We start from the raw sequence: 18,371 nt of genomic DNA on the forward strand, positions 1-18,371 counted from the left end.
CGACGGTCAAATGGCCTTGGCGCCGCGTGTCTTGGCGGCCTTGGTGAACTTGCGGATCACCATGTCGCGCTTGAGCTTGGAGATGTAGTCGATGAACAGAACGCCGTTCAGGTGGTCGATCTCGTGCTGCAGGCAGGTGGCAAGCAGGCCGTCGGCCTCCACCGCCTGTTCCTTGCCGTCGCGATCGCGATATTCGACGGTGATGGCCGCCGGCCGCTCGACCTCCGCATAATAGTCCGGAATCGACAGGCAGCCTTCCTCGTAGACCGAGCGTTCCTCGGAGGATTTCACGACCTTCGGGTTGATGAAGACGAGCGGTTTCTTTTCTTCGCCTTCCTTCGAGACGTCGAGAACCAGGAGGCGCTTCGGCACGCCGATCTGGATTGCCGCGAGCCCGATGCCGGGAGCGTCATACATCGTCTCGAGCATATCGTCGGCAAGACGGCGAATGTCGGCGTCGATCGTCTCGATGGGCGTCGAAACCTGGCGCAGAAGGGGATCGGGAAGGATGATGAGCGGCTTGATCGTCATGCTGCTCCCATAGCCGATCTTTTCCTTCGGGCGCAAGAAAATTGCCGCTCACAGACGACCGAAAACCGGCGCGGTTATCATTGACCCGGGGCGTCAGCGCGAACCGTTTGGCAAAACTCTGAAAATTCCTCGAGGAACCTGTCGACACAGCCTCGATTTTCGGGCGTCCCGACGATCTGCCGGACTTCTTCCGGTGATTTCTTCATGAGCGGAAAACGCAGAAAAATCTCGCTGTTGAAATTCGACGTGACCGTGGACATGACATTGCGAAGCGTCGCAAGCATATCGTCGCCTCTATGGGAGGCATGGGCCAGGACAACCGGCTTGTAGACAATCACCTCCGCCGATACGAGCCAATCGATGGCATTCTTCAGACCGCCCGGAAGGGTCCTGACATATTCCGGGCTCGAAACGATCAGCCCGTCATTCGCCTCAACCGCCTTCATGAAATCGCGAACGATGCCAGGGGTGTTTTCCCTTTCGAGGTCCGGCGAGAAAACGGGCAGCGCAGCAATGTCATGAAAAACGCGTATGTCGAACCCGGGCGCTGCCACCTCTCTGATCGCCTGGAGCATCGCCGTATTGGTCGAATCCCTTCGGGCGCTGCCGGATATGGCCAAGATTTTCATGAACTCGCTGTCCAGGGTCACCATTGCTCGGACCAGAAAGCGGCTCACCGCAAGGCGCCCTATTCCTACCCGTCGCAAGTAAGGTGGCTGCCGGTACAAAAATCAACTGCAAAACCCCGATAAATCTGTTCTTGTTTTGATCTGTTTTTCAGACGCGAATCTGTTAGGCTGCGGCCATGGAACCCAATGCCTTCGCTTTCGACCAGCCGTTGTTCCTGCTCGGCACCTTTCCCGTAACGGCTGGCCACCTCGTCGCTGCTGCCGCCGTCCTATTGGCTTTTCTGGCGATCGCCGCCCTGCGCCGTGCCCGCGCGCTTCGCGCCGAGGAGCAGGACCAGCAGCTATCGGCGCTGCTCGCGGCACAAACCGAAATGCAGGGACGCATCGCCGCGATGGCCGATGTTTTCGGCACGCGTCAGGCGGAGCTCAACCAGTCGCTCAGCCAGCGCATCGATGGCATGACGCATCGGATCGGCGCGTCGATCAGCGAGCAGACGAAGGCGACGCATGAGAATTTGAGGCGGCTGCAGGAGCGGCTTGCGGTCATCGACAGCGCCCAGAGCAACATCCAGTCGCTCGCCAAGGACATGGCCGGGCTGCAGAGCATCCTTTCCAACAAGCAGACGCGCGGTGCCTTCGGCCAGTCGCGGATGGAGGCGATCGTCGCCGATGGCCTGCCGATGGGCGCCTTCACTTTCCAGGCGACGCTTTCGAACGGCGCGCGGCCGGACTGCATCATCCGCATGCCGAACGGCCAGCCGCCGCTCGTCATCGACGCGAAGTTTCCGCTCGAAGCCTGGAACGCCATGCGTGACGCGGCAAGTGCCGAGCGGCGCCAGCAGGCGTCGCAATCCTTCCGCCGTGACATGGAGGTACACATCCGCGATATCGCCAGCAAATATCTGCTCTCGGGCGAGACGCAGGAAACGGCCTTCCTGTTCGTTCCGTCCGAATCGATCTTCGCGGAGATCCACGAGCATTTCGAAGCGATCGTGCAGAAGGCGCACCGCCAGCGCATCGTCATCGTTTCGCCGTCGCTGCTGCTCCTCTCCATCCAGGTCATCCAGGCGATCCTGAAGGATGCCCGCATGCGCGAGCAGGCGCATCTGATCCAGGGCGAGGTGGTGCGGCTGATGGAGGATCTGACGCGGCTCGACGAGCGGGTCAGAAAGCTGCAGGGCCACTTCGCCATGACACAGAAGGACGTCGAGGACATCCTGATCTCCTCCGACAAGCTGACGCGCCGCGGCGCCAAGATCGAGGCGCTGGAACTGGAGGCGGCCGCGCCCGCCGGCCATGGTGACAAGGCGCCGGGCGACGGCGGTGGCCGGACTGTCGACAACCGCATCGGGCAATTGAAGCTCCGGGTGGTTGACGAGGACTGATGCCCTCGGGCACTCTCCGGCAAAATCAGCAACCCGACGGGACATTCCACATGATCACTGTTTTTGGGTCCATCAACATGGACCTGATCGCCACCACCGCACGCCTTCCGAAGCCCGGCGAGACCGTTGCCGGGACAGGCTTTTCCACCGCCGCCGGCGGCAAGGGCGCCAACCAGGCGCTGGCGGCCCGTCGCGCCGGCGCAGCCGTGCGCATGGCCGGCGCCGTCGGCTCCGACAGCTTCGCGGAGGGCGCGCTTGCCCTGCTCAAGGAGGCGGGCACCGACCTTGCCCTTACCAAGACCGTGAACGAGCCGACCGGGACGGCGCATATCCTCGTCGGCGGCGATGGCGAGAACGTGATCGTCGTCGTCGCCAGCGCCAATGCGACAGTCAGCGAGAGCGACGCGGTTGCCGCGGTCGAGCAAATGTCGGCCGGCGACACGCTGATGCTGCAGCTCGAAATTCCAGCTGCCTCTGTGGAAAAGGCGCTCGTCGAGGCAAAGCGCCGGGGCATCCGCTCGATCATCAACATCGCGCCGCTGACGCCGGAGGCCGCACGCCTCGGTCGCATGGCCGATATCGTCATCGCCAACGAGACCGAGTTCGAGCTCTTGGCCGGAAAGAGCGGCATCGCCGGCGCCGAGCGTGAAGCGGCAATGAAGGGCCTCCACGACGAAACCGGACAGACGGTGATCGTCACCCTCGGCGCCGAGGGTGTCGCCGCCGTCCATCAGGGCGAAATCCATCGGGCCAAGGGGCTGACGATCGAACCCATCGACACGGTCGGCGCCGGCGATACGTTCTGCGGCTATCTCGCCGCAAGCCTCGACGCGGGCCTCGCCTTTTCCGACGCACTCCGCCGCGCGGCGGTTGCGGGGTCGCTCGCCTGCCTGAAAGCTGGAGCGCAGCCGTCCATCCCCCTCACCTCCGAGGTCGCCGCGCGCCTCTGACCCGCTGCAGGCAATTTTCGCCCATTTCGTGATCTGGATAGTATTTGGCGCGACAACGATACTTGCCGCCGAGATTCCATCCTGGACAGCCATGAATTGGCGTGCGCGTTGGCCGTATTTTAATCTTTGATGATTTATCCAGATTGCGAGACGGCCCACTTGCATCGGGCCGGCTCCTTCATGCCGGTCGGCATCACGCGCTCCATGATGGAGCTTCACCCACATTTTGGAATGTCATGCCGCGGCGCAAACCTGCGGACCTCTCAGTGCGTGAGGATTTCATGTTCAACTTCCATGCGAAATCGCTGGCCACCAAGCTGATCACCGTCACGGGCGGCACGATCGCTCTCGTGTTGCTCGCGTCGAATTTCGTTCTTATCTCGCAGACCCAGGATCGTGTCGAAACGCTCGTCTTCGACGGCGCGAAGACGGAGGCCCGCGCGATTGCCGCCGATATCGCCGGCAGCGTCGGAGAGTTGGCCGCCGCCGCCAACACAATGTCGGGCGTGCTTGGCCGCGGCCATGCCGGAAAATCGACCGACCGTGCCGGCGCCATCAATCTGCTGAAGGCCAACCTCGATCAGCATGATTTCGCCTTCGGCAGCTGGTTCGCCGAAGAGCCTAAGGCCTTCGACGGCAAGGACGTCGTCAACAACACCGAACTCGGAGGCAATGCGGACGGCGCCTTCACGCCCTATTGGTCGAAGGACCGCAACGGCCAGGCGCAGCTCTCGACCTTCCGTGCCGACTATGCGGCCGAATGGTACGCGCTGGCCGCCAAGAGCGGCAAAGGCGCCATCACCCAGCCTTACATGGCCGAAGGCACCGACGTTCCGACGACAATGACGTCGATCGCCTATCCGGTGCTGTCCGACGGCAAGATGATCGGCGTCTCGGGCGTCGACATCTCGCTCGCCTCGCTTGCCGACCGGCTCGGAACGCTGAAGCCCTTCGGTTCGGGCCGTGTCTACCTTCTGTCGCAGAGCGGCAAGTGGCTCGCAGCCCCCATCCCCGATCTCATCATGAAGGACTATGAAGGCGAGGGTGCGGACGTCATCGAGAAGGCGCTGTCGTCCGATGCTTCCGGCATGATCAAGAACCTCACCTATGACGGGAACGCGCCCTTTGACCGCGTCGTCTATCCCTTCAAGCTGCCCAATGTGAACGCCAGCTGGGTCATCCTCGTGGATGTGCCGCGCACCGCCATCAATGCGCCGGTCAACGATCAGACCTATATGATGATCATCGGCGGTATCGTCGTTCTCGCAGCCGTGCTCGCCGGCCTCTATCTCGCCGTCCGCCGCTTCGTCCAGAAGCCGCTCGCCGGACTCGTCCGCGACGTCGAAACGCTCAGCAATGGCGACTACGCACAGCCGATCTCCGGGCAGGATCGCTTCGACGAGACCGGCTCGGTCGCCAAGGCCCTCGAAGGCTTCCGCCATCGGCTCGCCGACACCAAGCGCCTCGAAGCCGAGGCCCGTCACGAGCGCGAACAGGCCGAACTGGAGCGCGGCCGCTCGGAAAACGAGCGGGCCGAAACCGGCGCGCTGCAGCGCGACATCGTCGCCCGCCTCGGCAAAGGTCTCTCGCACCTCGCTTCCGGCGATCTCGCCTACCGGATCGCCGACGAGTTCCCGGGCGAATACGCCCAGCTGAAGCGCGACTTCAATGCGACGATGGGGAGCCTCGAAGAGACGATCCGCACCGTCAACCACTCGGTCGTCAACATCGGCAGCGGCACCGGCGAAATCTCCAGCGCCGCCAACGACCTTTCGCATCGTACCGAGCAGCAGGCCGCAAGCCTGGAGGAAACCGCGGCCGCCCTCGACCAGCTGACGTCGCAGGTGGATGCCAGCGCCGAAAACGCCAAGGTCGCGGCAAAATCCGTCGAACTGGCGAGCAGCGACGCCGCTGAGTCCGGTGAGGTCGTACAGAAGGCGATTGCGGCGATGCAGGGCATCGAGCAGTCCTCGACCGAGGTCAGCCGCATCATCGGCGTCATCGACGAGATCGCCTTCCAGACCAACCTTCTCGCGCTCAATGCGGGCGTCGAGGCGGCCCGCGCCGGCGAGGCCGGCAAGGGTTTTGCGGTCGTCGCGCAGGAGGTCCGCGAACTCGCGCAGCGCTCGGCCAATGCCGCCAAGGAGATCAAGACCTTGATCAACACCTCGGCCGGACAGGTGCGCGAGGGCGTCGATCTGGTCGGCAAGACGGGCGGTGCGCTCAAGAAGATCGCCGAGCAGGTCGTGCAGATCAACGGCCTCATCCGCCAGATCTCCAGCTCCGCCTCGGAGCAGGCAGTCGGGCTCAAGGAGATCAACGCGGCCGTCAACCAGATGGATCAGGTGACGCAACAGAATGCCGCGATGGTCGAAGAGACGACGGCGGCCAGCATGACGCTGAACGAGGAGGCCCGCACGCTGAGCGCGCTGGTCTCGAGGTTCCGGGTTGCCCGGGAAACAGCCGCCCAGTCCTCCTCCGAGATGCTGCGCGGCGCCGCCTCCAGGATGCGGACCGCAGAGGCTCACCGCCCCGTCGCCGCGGAGAGCCAGCCGACAAGGCCGGCGGCACGCGCCGGCCATCCGGCCCCGACTCACCGCGTTCCCGCCCAGACCTCGGGTGCCAACGCCCTTGCCCAGGACAGTTGGGAAGAGTTCTGATCGGAGCGGCACGAAACTGAAAACGGCGCCCGAGCGGCGCCATTTTCGTTTCTGAGGCGGTCGACGCCGTTGCGGGCTGTCAGAGGCGTGCCAGGCGATCCGTCAGAAGCTCGAAGAAGCCCTCGTCGTCGACATGGCGCATGACCTTGGCATTGTGCTTTCGGCCGGTCACCTGCCACCAGTCGACGACCGTCATGCCCGTCGTCAGCGCCGACGTCGTCTCGATCTCGACATTGCAATCGCGACCGGTGAAGAGCTCCGGCCGCAACAGATAGGCGATCACCGTCGGATCGTGCAGGGGCCCACCGTCGGTGCCGTATTTCTCGATGTCGAAGCGCTCGAAAAACTCCAGCATTTCTGCGAGCGCCACCGCCGCCGGGCTGCCGATGGCGCGGATCTTTTCGACACGGACCTTGTGGGTGAGAACACGATGCGTCACGTCGAGCGGCATCATCACGATGGGGATGCCGGAGCGGAAGACGATCTCGGCGGCTTCCGGATCGACATAAACGTTGAATTCGGCGGCCGGCGTGATGTTGCCGCCTTCGAAGAAGCCGCCGCCCATCATCACCAGTTCCCGCACCCGCGGTGCGATCTCCGGCGCCTTGGTGAGCGCCAGGGCGATATTCGTCAGCGGGCCCAGCGTGCAGAGCGTCACCGCGCCCGGCGCTTCTGCAAGCAGCGTCTCGATGATGAAATCGACGGCGTGCTGCTCTTCGAGAGCCATCGTCGGCTCGCTGAGCACGGGGCCGTCGAGCCCGGTCTTGCCGTGCACGTGCTCGGCGGTCACTAGCGGCCGCGCCACGGGCCGCTCGGCACCGGCGAAGACCTTGATGTCGGTTCTGTTGCAGAGCTCGCAAACAATCCGTGCGTTGCGCGTCGTCAGCGTAAGCGGCACGTTGCCGGCAACGGCGGTGATGCCGAGCACGTCGATTTCCTCCGGACTGCCGAAGGCGAGCATGATCGCAGCCGCATCGTCCTGCCCCGGATCCGTGTCGATGATGATCTTTCTCGCGTTTGTCACGTCTTCCTCCTGCGAGCCGGATGGCCTCGGCCATGACCCGGTCGGGTTCAACGAGCCGGCGAAGCGAAAATACCATGCAGCGGCCTTCGCCTGCGCCGGGATTTAGGACTTCGCAGCGGACTATGATTTGCGTGCGCGCCCGAGGCAAGCCGCTTGCACTCATTGCGCACAGCTACCATATTGCGTTCCAAGGGATGCTGCTTGGCAGGTCCGAAAAATGGTCGCTTGAACTCACAAGGACTTGGGAATGAGCAGGATTACGCCTTTTACGAGCCCGCTCCTGGTGGGCTTCGACAGCATGGAAAAGACCCTCGAGCGGATCGCCAAGGCGAACGACGGTTATCCCCCCTACAATATCGAGCGCATTCGCGGCGATAGTGCTGCCGACATGCCGGACCGGCTGCGGATCACCCTCGCCGTTGCCGGATTCTCCGACGAGGATCTGGAGGTGACGACGGAAGAAAATCAGCTCGTCATCCGCGGCCGCCAGGTCGAGACCGGCGAGCGGGACTACCTTCATCGCGGCATCGCCGCCAGGCAGTTCCAGCGGACCTTCGTGCTTGCCGACGGCATGCGAGTGCTCGGCGCCGAGTTGCGCAACGGTCTTCTTTCGGTCGATCTGGTGCGCCCCGAGCCGGTCCGTATGGTAAAGAAAATTAATATTTCGGTCCCAGAATAGGATAACCGGCGGGATTTTCCTCCCGCGCCGGCGACCACGGAGCATCACCATGGGACTGAAAACCATCACCTCATCGCTGTCGAAGAACGACCTTGCGCATCTCGGCGCGGGCGAAGTCGGCTATATCCGCAAGATGCGATCGGAGGAGGTCTCCCGCTGCTTTCCGGAAGCGCCCGAGATGGGACCAGGCATCGATCTCTGGGCCCTGTTCGCGGCGGACGGCACGCCGATCCTCCTGACCGACAACCGTTCGAGTACCTTCTTCAAGGCCGCCGAGGACGACCTTCGCACCGTCAGCCTGCATTGATGACGTGCAAATACATTTGAATTCCGCCCGTCATCCGACTGCCGCCACCTTCTCCTCGTCCCGACGGGGAGAAGGGACCTCCGGCGCTGCTTCCGCCCGCCGCAAAGGCCGATCATTTGAGCGTGTCCCCTCGCCCCGCTGGCGGCAAGAGGGTTAGTCCTCGGGTTTAGACCCGAGGAGAGGGCAAAGCGAAGGGGTTTCAGGCGCGACGAAACGTCAGATAGGCCGAGCTTCTGCCTTCCCGTCGGGCCTTGGCCTCGTAGCGCGTGCTCGGCCAGCCGGCAAACGGGGTCAGCCAGTCCGCCGATCTTTCCGCCGTCCAGTCAAAGGCGGCGTGATCGCGGCAATGGATGAGCGTCCAATTGACATAGCTGTCGATGTCCGAGGCGAAGCAGAAGAGGCCGCCCGGCTTCAGGACGCGCGCGAAGCGGTCGAGATTGACCTTCGAGACGAAGCGCCGCTTCCAGTGCTTCCGCTTCGGCCAGGGATCGGGATAGAGCAGGTCGACCTGATCGACGGAGGCCTCTGGCAGCCAATCCAGCACCTGGGTCGCGTCGTCGTCATAGAGCCGAACATTGTCGATCTCTCTCGCCTCGATCTGGCCAAGCAGCTTTGCCATGGAATTGATGAAGGGCTCGACACCGACGAATCCGGTCGACGGATCCTCCGCTGCCCGATGGATGAGATGCTCGCCGCCGCCGAAGCCGATCTCCAGCCGGATCTGCTTCACCGCTGCGGGGAAAAGTGCCGACAGGTCGTCTGGCGCCGGCTCGTTCAGGTCGAGCCTCAGGACCGGCAGCAAATTTTCGAGCTGGGCGGCTTGGCGCTCCCGCAACTGCTTGCCCTTGCGGCGACCGAAGAAGGCCTCTGTTGCTCTGGCGCGGCGCGGTTCGGTCATCTCAATACTTCCTTGGGTCAGGACGGCTAGGGGTTCATTCGATCGACGATCACAAACATGATCGAGTTCGGCATGTCCAGACGCAGGCTCCGGAACGTTCAGACATTCCCGCACAAACAAACGGGGCGGAGGCTCATTGCGAGCATCCGCCCCGTTTTGATGTCATCTTCGCCGGACCCACGCCGTGGCGTCGTCTTCAGTGCGAGAGGTTCCTGGCCTCCCGCAGAAAGGCCTTCAGAGCCGTGCGTCCTTTAGGACGCACAAAGGACGCTGTAAGTCGTTGAATCTACGCATCGAGCTTTCCGAAAATCGGGTCCCGATTTTCGGGCCGATGCGCTAGGCGGCGCGGCTGTTGATCGCCGTCGTGTCGAGCGAGATCGCTTCCTTCAGCGGCTTGACGAGATCGAGCTTCTCCCAGGAGAAGGAACCGTCGCGGCCGGCCTTGCGGCCGAAGTGGCCATAGGCGGAGGTCTTGGCGTAGATCGGCTTGTTGAGGTCGAGGTGGCGGCGGATGCCGGTCGGCGACAGATCCATCGTCTGGCGGATGGCCTTCTCGACCTGATCTTCCGAGACCTTGCCGGTGCCGTGCAGATCGACATAGATCGACAGCGGCTGGGCGACGCCGATCGCATAGGAGAGCTGGATCGTGCAGCGCTCCGCGAGATTGGCTGCTACGACGTTCTTCGCCAGATAGCGGGCGGCATAGGCGGCCGAGCGGTCGACCTTCGTCGTGTCCTTGCCGGAGAAGGCGCCGCCGCCGTGCGGGGCAGCACCGCCATAGGTGTCGACGATGATCTTGCGGCCGGTGAGGCCGGCGTCGCCATCCGGACCGCCAATGACGAACTTGCCGGTCGGATTGATGTACCAGGTGCAGTCGTCGGCGATCTTCAGGTCGCCCAGGGCCTCGCGGATAAAGGGCTCGACGACCTTGCGGACCTTGGCGGAGTCCCAGCTATCGTCAAGGTGCTGGGTCGAAAGCACGATGGAGACCACCTCGGTCGGCTTGCCATCGACATAGCGCACCGTCACCTGGCTCTTGGCGTCCGGGCCGAGCTTGGCGACATCGCCCTCGCCCTTCTTGCGGGCAGCGGCGAGCAGATTGAGAATGCGGTGCGAATAGTAGATCGGCGCCGGCATGAGCTCGGCGGTCTCGCGGCAGGCATAGCCGAACATGATGCCCTGGTCGCCAGCCCCTTCCTCGCCCTGCTTGTCGGCGGCATTGTCCACGCCCTGTGCGATATGGGCGGACTGGAAGTGCAAGAGCACGTCGATCTTCGCCGTCTTCCAGTGGAAGCCGTCCTGCTCGTAGCCGATGTCGCGGATCGCCTTGCGGGCGGCGGCCTTGAACTTCGAGGGGTTGATGACGTCGTTGCCGTTCTTGTCCTTCTTCAGAAGGCTCGGCGGCAGGCGGACTTCACCGGCAATGACGACGCGGTTGGTCGTCGCCAGCGTTTCACAGGCAATGCGCACGGTCCAGGGGTCGACGCCGGATTTCGCCGCTTCGCGGTAGACCAGATCGACGATCTCGTCGGAAATGCGGTCACACACTTTGTCCGGATGACCTTCGGCAACGGATTCGCTGGTGAACAGGTAGTTTGCGCGCATACGGGAAGTCCCCTCAATGAAAGAAGCGGGTTCACTGTTAGTGGTTTTGCCGCCGAAAAACAAGCGCACAAGGACATAAATATATCTTTATATCAGTATTGCCAGGGTGGATGGAACGGCATTGCCCGAAGCCGCGCCGAAGGGCAAAAACTGTCTCAGCAGGGACCAGCGCATACGAAAAAAGCGGCCCTGGGCCGCTTTTTCGAAGGATCGGAAAGCTCCGCTATTCGCTCTCGGCCTCCGCCGCCAGGGCTTTCACAAGATCGACCAGCTTGCGCCGGACCTTCGGGTCGGAGATCCTCACGAATGCCCGGTTGAGCTGCAGGCCTTCGGAGGAAGACAGGAAGTCCACCACATAATTCGAGCTCGATGGTTCCGCCAGGCCGGATCCGCCGCCCTCGCCCGGAACGTCCTCGAAAAAGAACGAGACCGGGACGTTGAGGATGGAGGATATGTTCTGCAGCCGGCTCGCACCAACCCGGTTCGTCCCCTTCTCGTATTTCTGGATCTGCTGGAATGTGATCCCCAGACTCTCGCCGAGCTTCTCCTGGCTCATGCCAAGCATCGTCCGGCGAAGGCGAATCCTGCTACCGACATGAATGTCGATCGGGTTCGGCTTCTTCTTGTTTTCAACCATAGTCGCGTTCCTGAACACGCTGTTTCGATAAGCCACAACTCGTCATTGCCATGGCACATGACAAACAGCCTGCCAGCGAAAGCAGGGCTCCAGTGGCAGGCATGGGTTGATGGTAAGAACCACTATGCAATTTTAGGGGTTTTACGTCAATTCTTCCGAAAATTTAAACTCCTGCGCGAGATTGCCGCAACCAACAATAGAAAAACGCCCGTGAACCAGAAAATCCTGCCACGCGTTGCGCTGTCAGTCGTCGTGGGCATCTTGCCCGGCAGAATTGCGTCGGCCACTCCCTTGTAATTGTATCCCAATCCTACCACTAAAACACCACGTGCATCAACAATTGCTGATATACCGGTATTGGCGGCGCGGATCATCGGCGCTCCGGTTTCGACGGTGCGCAGTTGCGCCTGATGAAAATGCTGGCGCGGCCCGGGCGTGTCGCCGAACCAGGCGTCATTGGTGACGTTCAGGAGCGCTTCGGCCAGGCTCGCCTTGCCGTCGATCTCTTCGGCGAAGATCGCCTCGTAACAAATCAGTGGATAGAAGGTCCTGCCGCCGGGCAAGGTCAGGATCGAACGGTTCGATGCCGCTGAGAAGCCGCCGGGCATCGACGCGGCGAGAGAGTTCAACCCCCACGAATTGAGAACGTCCTCGAAGGGCAGATACTCGCCGAACGGAACGAGATGTACCTTGTCCGCCGCGCTGACGATCTGGCCACGGTCGTCGATGACATAGATCGAATTGTAGTAGCGCGGCGGCAGGCCCGCCCCCGCATCCTCGGCGCGCACGGCGCCGGCCACGAGAATCTGCCCCTCCTGGAGGACCTCCGCGATGCGGGTCAGGGCATCGGGATTGTCCGTCAGGATGAAAGGGATCGAGGTTTCCGGCCAGACGATGACGTCCGGCCGTTTGCCGCCCGCCTGCGGCGGTGCGGCCGTGAGGGCCAGATGCTCCTCGAAGATCGCCGCGCGCTCGCGATCGTCCATCTTCTTCGCCTGGTCGATCACCGGCTGGACGAGGCGAACGGTGCGTTCCGGGGTCAGTGGCTGCGGCGCCGGCAGTGAAAGCCTGTAATAGCCGTAGCCGATATGCGCGGCGAACAGCGCGGCTGCGAAGGAAAGGCCGATCCGAGCGCCCTTGCCCGTGCCGATGAGGGCCGGGGCGGCGAACACGAAGACCGCCAGCATGTTGATCGTCGCAACATTCAGGACACTCGCCGACTGCATCATCAGCGGCATCGGCATGGCCGCGTAGCCGATCGCGTTCCAGGGAAACCCCGTGAAGAGAAAGCTGCGCAGCCATTCGGCGGCGCCGAAGCCGACGGCAAGAGCCGCAATGCGACCGATGCCATCGGACCAGAGGCCGCGGGCAATGACCACTGCCAGCGCATAGAACAAGCCGAGAAAGGCGGGAAGGCCGACGACGGCTAGCGGCAGGGCCCAGGCGAAGAGGTCCGCTTCGACCAGAAAAGCGTTGCCGAGCCACCAGAGACCGCCAAGGAAATAGCCGAAGCCGAAACTCCAGCCGATCGAAGCGGCCGGCAGGAGCCGTCGAACAACACCGTCGTCCGGATGCGTCGTTACCCCATCGATCAGCCAGACGAGCATCGGGAAGGAAACGAAGGCCGCGGCGAAGATGCCGAAAGGCGGCTGCGCGAACATTGCCAGGAGACCGCAGAGGAAGCCGACAAATGCGCGAGACGCTCCGGAGAGCAATATGATCTTGCCTGCCAGTCTTTCCATGCAGCCTCCATTGGCGCCGGACGCACGGGCCGGACGCGGAAGATCGAATCATTGCCGGCAGTTTTCCAAAAAACCGTCCGCTTGTCCCGTGGCCGCGACCGTTGTTTCAGGAGAGGGAAACTGCAGGCGTTGCTCGCCTTGTCTCACGGCAACAGATCAAGATCGATTGCCCGGCGATCATGGCGACATGAAGGGAGCGCGATCACCCGGATGACCTCGCTGACTGGTTGAGATATGATGATTGAGGATTAACCACAGTTGTCGAAATCTTTGCATCGGCCACTGCAGGTTGTTCCATCGCGGGTACGATGCCATTAGTTTGGCATAGGCACCGCCCGGGCAACGGGCTCAGTGCAGGCAAGCCAAATCAGTGCAGGCGATCCAAACAGATAACAGGGGGTCACCATGTTCGATTCCCGCGAAAAAGTCGCGCTTTTCATCGACGGCGCCAATCTCTACGCGACATCGAAGAGCCTGGGCTTCGACATCGACTACAGGAAGTTGTTGAGCGTATTCCAGAACCGCGCCTATCTCTTGCGGGCCTATTACTATACGTCGCTGATCGAAGACCTTGAGTTTTCCTCGATCCGGCCGCTGATCGACTGGCTTGACTATAACGGCTATACGGTCGTGACCAAACCGGCCAAGGAATTCACCGACGCCTTGGGGCGGCGCAAGATCAAGGGCAGCATGGATATCGAGCTCGCGGTCGACGCCATGCACCTGTGTCACGTCGTCGACCACTACGTCCTCTTCTCCGGCGATGGCAATTTCACCACGCTCGTCGAAGCGCTGCAGCGCAAGGGCCGCAAGGTTACCGTGGTGTCGACGCTTTCGACCCAACCACCGATGATCGCCGACGAGTTGCGCCGCAAGGCCGACCACTTCATCGACCTCACCTCGTTGCGCAGCGAGATCGATCGCCATCCACAGGGGATGGCTCGGTCGGTCAAGCCGACCGACGAAAGCGTCAATTCCTGACAACCGAATAGCGCGGAAGCGTGCAGCGACGCCGCGATCACTCCGCCGAAGACGGAGGGAGGACGTTTGCCTGACCGCCACCGTTTGCCGGCGGTGCTTCGGGCAAGGTCTCCTTTTCGGGCTTGACCGCCCGGCGGCGCGCCGGCGGCCGCTTGCGCATGATGCGCACGCGCTTGACGCGACGCGGATCGGCGTCGAGAATCTGAAACTCGAAACCGGGAATGGCCTGCACCACTTCGCCGCGAACCGGAATGCGGCCGAGGGACGCGAAGACCAGGCCGCCGAGCGTGTCGACGTCCTCGAGCTGCTCGCGCACGTCGAAATCCGGTCCGATCGCCTCGGCAATCTCCTCGAGCTCGACACGCGCGTCCGCCACGAAAACGTCGTCCGATGTGCGGGCGAACATCACCTCGTCGTCGTCATGCTCGTCCTCGATGTCGCCGACCACCATCTCGACGATATCCTCGAGCGAGACGAGGCCGTCCGTGCCGCCATACTCGTCGATGACGAGCGCCATCTGGATGCGCGCGGCCTGCATGCGCTGCATCAGGTCGGAGGCGAGCATCGAAGGGGGCACGAAGAGGACCTGGCGGACGATGCCCGCCTCCTCGACCGTCTTGTTCAGGTCGACGCGCGAGAGATCAAAACTCGGCTTCGGCTGGCGCGGCGTCTTCTCAGCCTTGTCGGCGGCGGTTGCGGGCTGCGCCCGGCCGTTGCGGCGGCGGTTGCGGGCCTGCCGGGTCACATAGGCCAGCAGATCCCGGATATGGACCATGCCGCGCGGATCGTCGAGCCCCTCGCTGTAGACCGGCATGCGCGAGCGTCCGGATTCCTCGAAGAGAACCATGAGCTCGCCGAGCGTAATGCTCTGATCCACCGCCTCGATGTCGGCGCGCGGCACCATCACATCCTCGACGCGGATCTCGCGGAAGCGAAGGATGTTGTTGAGCATCGCCCGCTCCTCGGGCGAAAACGCGGTGTTGCTGTCGGCATCCGTCATCAGCGCGTCGGCGAGATCCTCGCGCAGACTCGACGCCCCCGCACCGCGCCACAGGCGGGCCGCACGGCTCCAGAAGGATGAGATTGGTTTGTTGCCCTCTGCTCGGGCGGTGATACTACTACTGCCCGCGTCGGCATCGCCGGAGGCATCGGCCTCCTCGCTGGCAACCGTTGCCGGCTGTGTCTTGAAGTCGCTCATTGTTCCAAACTGTCAACCCGGGGGTCGGCCCCCGTAGGGATCAGATAGGCCAAGACGCGCCAAAATGCGAGTCTCCAACCCTTCCATTCTTTCCGCTTCGTCGTCCTCGATATGATCATAGCCGAAAAGATGGAGGAATCCATGCACGAGAAGATGCGTCAGATGCTCCTCGAATGGCTTCTCCAACTCCTCCGCTTCACGCTTCAGCGTCTCATAGGCGACGATGATGTCGCCGAGCATCGGCCCCGGCACCCTGCCGGGCACCACCGGAAAGGCAGGGAAGGACAGCACATTGGTCGGCTTGTCCTGGTGGCGCCACTCGGCGTTGATCTCCCTGATCGACCGATCGTCGGTGAAGAGCAAGGACAGTTCCGGCGGCTGGCCCGGGAACGGCTGCTTTTCTTCTGCGGCGAGAAAATCCGCGGCCGCACCGAGAATGCGGCTGGAAAAGGTCTCGAGCTCGTCCTCCGACGGCCAGTCCCCCTCCTCGACGCTGATCTGAATATCCAAAGCCGTCATGATCGCTCGCGACCGCGTCAGCGATCGCTCTGTTCGCTTTCATCGTGAACGGCCGTATGGCTCTCATAGGCCCTGACGATGCGCGCCACCATGGGATGGCGCACCACATCGGCATCCTTGAAGCGGATGACCGACACGCCCTCCACGCCCCTGAGGATCTGCAGCGCCTCGACAAGACCGGATTTCACGCCGCGCGGCAGGTCGACCTGGCTCGGGTCGCCGGTGACGATCATCCGGCCGTTTTCGCCGAGGCGGGTCAGGAACATCTTCATCTGCATCGATGTCGTGTTCTGCGCCTCGTCGAGGATGACGGCAGCATTGGCAAGCGTGCGCCCGCGCATGAAGGCCAGCGGCGCGATCTCGATGACGCCCGCCGAAATCGCCCGCTCGACCTTGTCGCCCGGCATCATGTCATAGAGCGCGTCGTAGAGCGGCCTCAGATAGGGATCGACCTTCTCCTTCATGTCGCCGGGCAGGAAGCCGAGACGCTCGCCCGCCTCGACGGCCGGCCGCGACAGGATGATGCGATCGACCGCGCCGCGCTCCAGAAGCTGGGCGGCATGGGCGACGGCGAGATAGGTCTTGCCGGTGCCGGCCGGGCCGACGCCGAAGACGAGTTCGGCCCGCTCGAGCGCACGGATATAGGCGTCCTGCATCGGCGTGCGCGCAGCGATCGTCTTCTTGCGCGTCGAAATCTGCGCCATCGTCAACTTGGCTTTGCGCTCCATGGTCGGCAATTGCAACTGGTCGTCGGCAGCGACCGCCATGCGGATTGCCCCTTCGACGTCGGACGTATCGATCGAGGCCCCACTTTGCAATCTTCCATAGAGATAGTCGAGCGCGCGCCGCGCCTGATTGGTCGCCACGACATCGCCAGAGATGGCAACGGAATTGCCGCGCGGTCGGGCATCGACACGCAACCGCTCCTCGAGCAGCTTCAAATTCTGGTCGAACTGGCCGAAGAGCTCGCTGGCAAACCGGTTGTTCTCAAAGGTGAGCACGAAGTGATTGGCGTCTGTCGCGGTTGTCTTCGAATGGCGCGATGAGGATGAAATCATTTCGTGTCCGTTCAAGCGGTTCAGGCTCCTCGCTCTTGATCTACAGCGCCGCGCGTAAAATGACGCGCAGAGAACGTTCTAACACCGTAACTCAGCAAAAGCTCCCGAGAACGCATCTCGTGCCTCTGCCCTATTCGATCACCTCGGCAAACAGGCTGTTCGAGCCGGCCTTGGTGATTCGTACCTTGATAATGTCACCGATTTGCGATCGTTTTGCATCAACATTCACGGGCTGCAGCCAGGGCGAGCGGCCGACCAGCTGGCCCGGCATGCGGCCGGGCTTTTCCAGAAGCAGATCGATCTCCCTGCCGACGCAGCCGGCGGCAAAGTCGCGCTGCTGGTTGACGAGCAAAGTCTGCAATCTTTCCAGGCGTTTGGCCTTCACGTCCTCGGAAACCTGATCCTTGAGGTCGGCCCCCGGCGTGCCAGGACGGCTCGAATATTTGAAGGAGAATGCCTGTGCATAACCCACCGCCGCGACCAGGCGCATCGTGTCCTCGAAATCCTCCTCGGTCTCGCCGGGGAAGCCGACGATGAAATCGCCGGAAAGGGCGAGGTCCGGCTGGACGGCGCGGATGCGCTCGACGAGGGCGAGATATTCGGCCGCCGTATGGCGCCGGTTCATCGCCTTCAGGATACGATCGGAGCCGGACTGGACCGGCAGATGCAGATAGGGCATCAGCTTCATCATCGACCGGTGTGCCTCGATCAGGCTCTCGTCCATGTCGCGCGGATGGCTGGTCGTGTAGCGCAGGCGTGCCAAGCCGTCGATCTCGCCGAGACGCCGCAACAGATCGCCGAGGCCCCAATCACGGCCGTCCGGTCCCGTTCCGTGCCAGGCGTTGACGTTCTGGCCGAGCAGCGTGATCTCGCGCACGCCGCCATCGACCAGTCTTTCCGCTTCGGCGAGGATCTGCGCCACCGGCCGCGAGACCTCGGCGCCACGGGTGTAGGGCACCACGCAAAAGGTGCAGAACTTGTCGCATCCCTCCTGCACGGTGAGGAAGGCGGTGACCCCGCGCAAACGTGTCTTCGCGTTGTCCGGCGCCGGCAGATGCTCGAACTTGTCCTCGAGGGCGTAGTCCGTCTCGACGACGCGCTCGCCGTTCCTTGCCCGCTTCAACGCTTCGGGCAGCCGGTGGTAGGTTTGCGGGCCGATGACCAGGTCGACGGCCGGCGAGCGGCGCAGGATCTCGTTGCCCTCGGCCTGGGCGACGCAGCCGGCGACGCCGATCACCATTTCGCGGCCCTCGCTCGCCTTTGCCTTCTTCAATTCACGCAGGCGGCCCAGTTCGGAATAGACCTTTTCGGCGGCCTTCTCGCGGATGTGGCAGGTGTTGAGCAGGACAAAGTCGGCATCCTCCAGCACGTCCGTCGCGACGTAGCCGTCCCGCGTGAGCGCATCGGACATGCGATCGGAATCGTAGACATTCATCTGGCAGCCATAGGTCTTGACGAAGACCTTGCGCGCCGGCGCGTTTTCGTCGCCCGCAACGGGGGATTTCGGCAGAAGAGCGGTTTCCTGGGTCATGGGCGTTCTTTAGTGCAAAGCGGCCCAAAGTTGAAGT

Annotated in this window: 17 protein-coding genes; 6 read left to right on the forward strand and 11 right to left on the reverse strand. The window is 62.8% G+C overall.

Annotation, left to right across the window (positions count from 1 at the left end; genetic code table 11):
* Window positions 1–6: 6 nt before the first annotated feature.
* Window positions 7–531, reverse strand: a complete 525-nt coding sequence (gene def / locus RHIBR816_RS0102820) for a peptide deformylase (protein ID WP_026186576.1) — start codon at window positions 529–531, stop codon at window positions 7–9.
* A gap of 77 nt (window positions 532–608) precedes the next feature.
* Complete coding sequence (locus RHIBR816_RS0102825; protein ID WP_034815911.1) at window positions 609–1,160, reverse strand: NADPH-dependent FMN reductase; 552 nt, start codon at window positions 1,158–1,160, stop codon at window positions 609–611.
* A gap of 176 nt (window positions 1,161–1,336) precedes the next feature.
* On the opposite strand from RHIBR816_RS0102825, the gene RHIBR816_RS0102830 reads away from it, so the two are divergent.
* The 3 genes from RHIBR816_RS0102830 (at window position 1,337) to RHIBR816_RS0102840 (ending at window position 6,155) form a co-directional block, all read left to right on the forward strand.
* On the forward strand, window positions 1,337–2,545 hold the full coding sequence (locus RHIBR816_RS0102830) for a DNA recombination protein RmuC (RefSeq protein ID WP_018235017.1): 1,209 nt from the start codon (window positions 1,337–1,339) through the stop codon (window positions 2,543–2,545).
* Between the two features lie 50 nt (window positions 2,546–2,595).
* Window positions 2,596–3,495, forward strand: coding sequence for a ribokinase (locus RHIBR816_RS0102835; RefSeq protein ID WP_018235018.1), 900 nt, complete (start codon window positions 2,596–2,598; stop codon window positions 3,493–3,495).
* A gap of 281 nt (window positions 3,496–3,776) precedes the next feature.
* Window positions 3,777–6,155 carry a methyl-accepting chemotaxis protein gene (locus RHIBR816_RS0102840; protein ID WP_026186577.1) on the forward strand — a complete coding sequence of 793 codons (2,379 nt, stop codon included), beginning with the start codon at window positions 3,777–3,779 and terminating at the stop codon, window positions 6,153–6,155.
* 79 nt (window positions 6,156–6,234) lie between these two features.
* On the opposite strand, the gene RHIBR816_RS0102845 is transcribed toward RHIBR816_RS0102840, so the two are convergent.
* The gene (locus RHIBR816_RS0102845; protein WP_018235020.1) at window positions 6,235–7,179 is read right to left on the reverse strand and encodes a nucleoside hydrolase; all 945 of its coding nucleotides are present in this window, start codon (window positions 7,177–7,179) and stop codon (window positions 6,235–6,237) included.
* Between the two features lie 247 nt (window positions 7,180–7,426).
* Here RHIBR816_RS0102845 and RHIBR816_RS0102850 point away from each other — a divergent pair, with 247 nt between their 5' ends.
* Window positions 7,427–7,858, forward strand: a complete 432-nt coding sequence (locus RHIBR816_RS0102850) for an Hsp20 family protein (RefSeq protein ID WP_018235021.1) — start codon at window positions 7,427–7,429, stop codon at window positions 7,856–7,858.
* A gap of 49 nt (window positions 7,859–7,907) precedes the next feature.
* The gene (locus tag RHIBR816_RS0102855) at window positions 7,908–8,165 is read left to right on the forward strand and encodes a DUF1150 family protein (RefSeq protein WP_012706639.1); all 258 of its coding nucleotides are present in this window, start codon (window positions 7,908–7,910) and stop codon (window positions 8,163–8,165) included.
* Between the two features lie 199 nt (window positions 8,166–8,364).
* On the opposite strand, the gene RHIBR816_RS0102860 is transcribed toward RHIBR816_RS0102855, so the two are convergent.
* The 4 genes from RHIBR816_RS0102860 to lnt form a co-directional block, all read right to left on the reverse strand.
* Window positions 8,365–9,063 carry a tRNA (guanosine(46)-N(7))-methyltransferase TrmB gene (locus RHIBR816_RS0102860; protein ID WP_018235022.1) on the reverse strand — a complete coding sequence of 233 codons (699 nt, stop codon included), beginning with the start codon at window positions 9,061–9,063 and terminating at the stop codon, window positions 8,365–8,367.
* Between the two features lie 336 nt (window positions 9,064–9,399).
* Window positions 9,400–10,668 (reverse strand): methionine adenosyltransferase, encoded by a 1,269-nt coding sequence (gene metK / locus RHIBR816_RS0102865; RefSeq protein ID WP_018235023.1) that lies wholly within the window; start codon window positions 10,666–10,668, stop codon window positions 9,400–9,402.
* 223 nt (window positions 10,669–10,891) lie between these two features.
* Window positions 10,892–11,305 carry a helix-turn-helix domain-containing protein gene (locus RHIBR816_RS0102870; RefSeq protein ID WP_018235024.1) on the reverse strand — a complete coding sequence of 138 codons (414 nt, stop codon included), beginning with the start codon at window positions 11,303–11,305 and terminating at the stop codon, window positions 10,892–10,894.
* 146 nt (window positions 11,306–11,451) lie between these two features.
* A complete protein-coding gene (gene lnt, locus RHIBR816_RS0102875; protein WP_018235025.1) occupies window positions 11,452–13,047 on the reverse strand; it encodes an apolipoprotein N-acyltransferase in 1,596 nt (531 codons plus the stop codon).
* A 405-nt stretch (window positions 13,048–13,452) separates the two neighbouring features.
* Between lnt and RHIBR816_RS0102880 the strand changes: the two genes are divergently transcribed.
* The gene (locus RHIBR816_RS0102880) at window positions 13,453–14,028 is read left to right on the forward strand and encodes an NYN domain-containing protein (protein WP_018235026.1); all 576 of its coding nucleotides are present in this window, start codon (window positions 13,453–13,455) and stop codon (window positions 14,026–14,028) included.
* 37 nt (window positions 14,029–14,065) lie between these two features.
* Here the strand turns inward: RHIBR816_RS0102880 and RHIBR816_RS0102885 are convergent, their stop codons facing one another.
* The 4 genes from RHIBR816_RS0102885 to miaB all read right to left on the reverse strand — a co-directional run bounded on the left by RHIBR816_RS0102885 (window position 14,066) and on the right by miaB (window position 18,334).
* Complete coding sequence (locus RHIBR816_RS0102885; protein WP_018235027.1) at window positions 14,066–15,226, reverse strand: hemolysin family protein; 1,161 nt, start codon at window positions 15,224–15,226, stop codon at window positions 14,066–14,068.
* A gap of 12 nt (window positions 15,227–15,238) precedes the next feature.
* Window positions 15,239–15,745: an rRNA maturation RNase YbeY gene (gene ybeY, locus RHIBR816_RS0102890; RefSeq protein WP_018235028.1), complete on the reverse strand. Its 507-nt coding sequence runs from the start codon at window positions 15,743–15,745 to the stop codon at window positions 15,239–15,241.
* Window positions 15,746–15,762: 17 nt separating this feature from the next.
* Complete coding sequence (locus tag RHIBR816_RS0102895) at window positions 15,763–16,818, reverse strand: PhoH family protein (protein WP_026186578.1); 1,056 nt, start codon at window positions 16,816–16,818, stop codon at window positions 15,763–15,765.
* A 115-nt stretch (window positions 16,819–16,933) separates the two neighbouring features.
* Window positions 16,934–18,334, reverse strand: a complete 1,401-nt coding sequence (gene miaB / locus RHIBR816_RS0102900) for a tRNA (N6-isopentenyl adenosine(37)-C2)-methylthiotransferase MiaB (protein ID WP_018235030.1) — start codon at window positions 18,332–18,334, stop codon at window positions 16,934–16,936.
* Between the last annotated feature and the right edge of the window lie 37 nt (window positions 18,335–18,371).

Origin of the sequence: Ensifer sp. BR816, from assembly GCF_000378985.1 — a bacterium.
Taxonomy (GTDB): domain Bacteria; phylum Pseudomonadota; class Alphaproteobacteria; order Rhizobiales; family Rhizobiaceae; genus Sinorhizobium.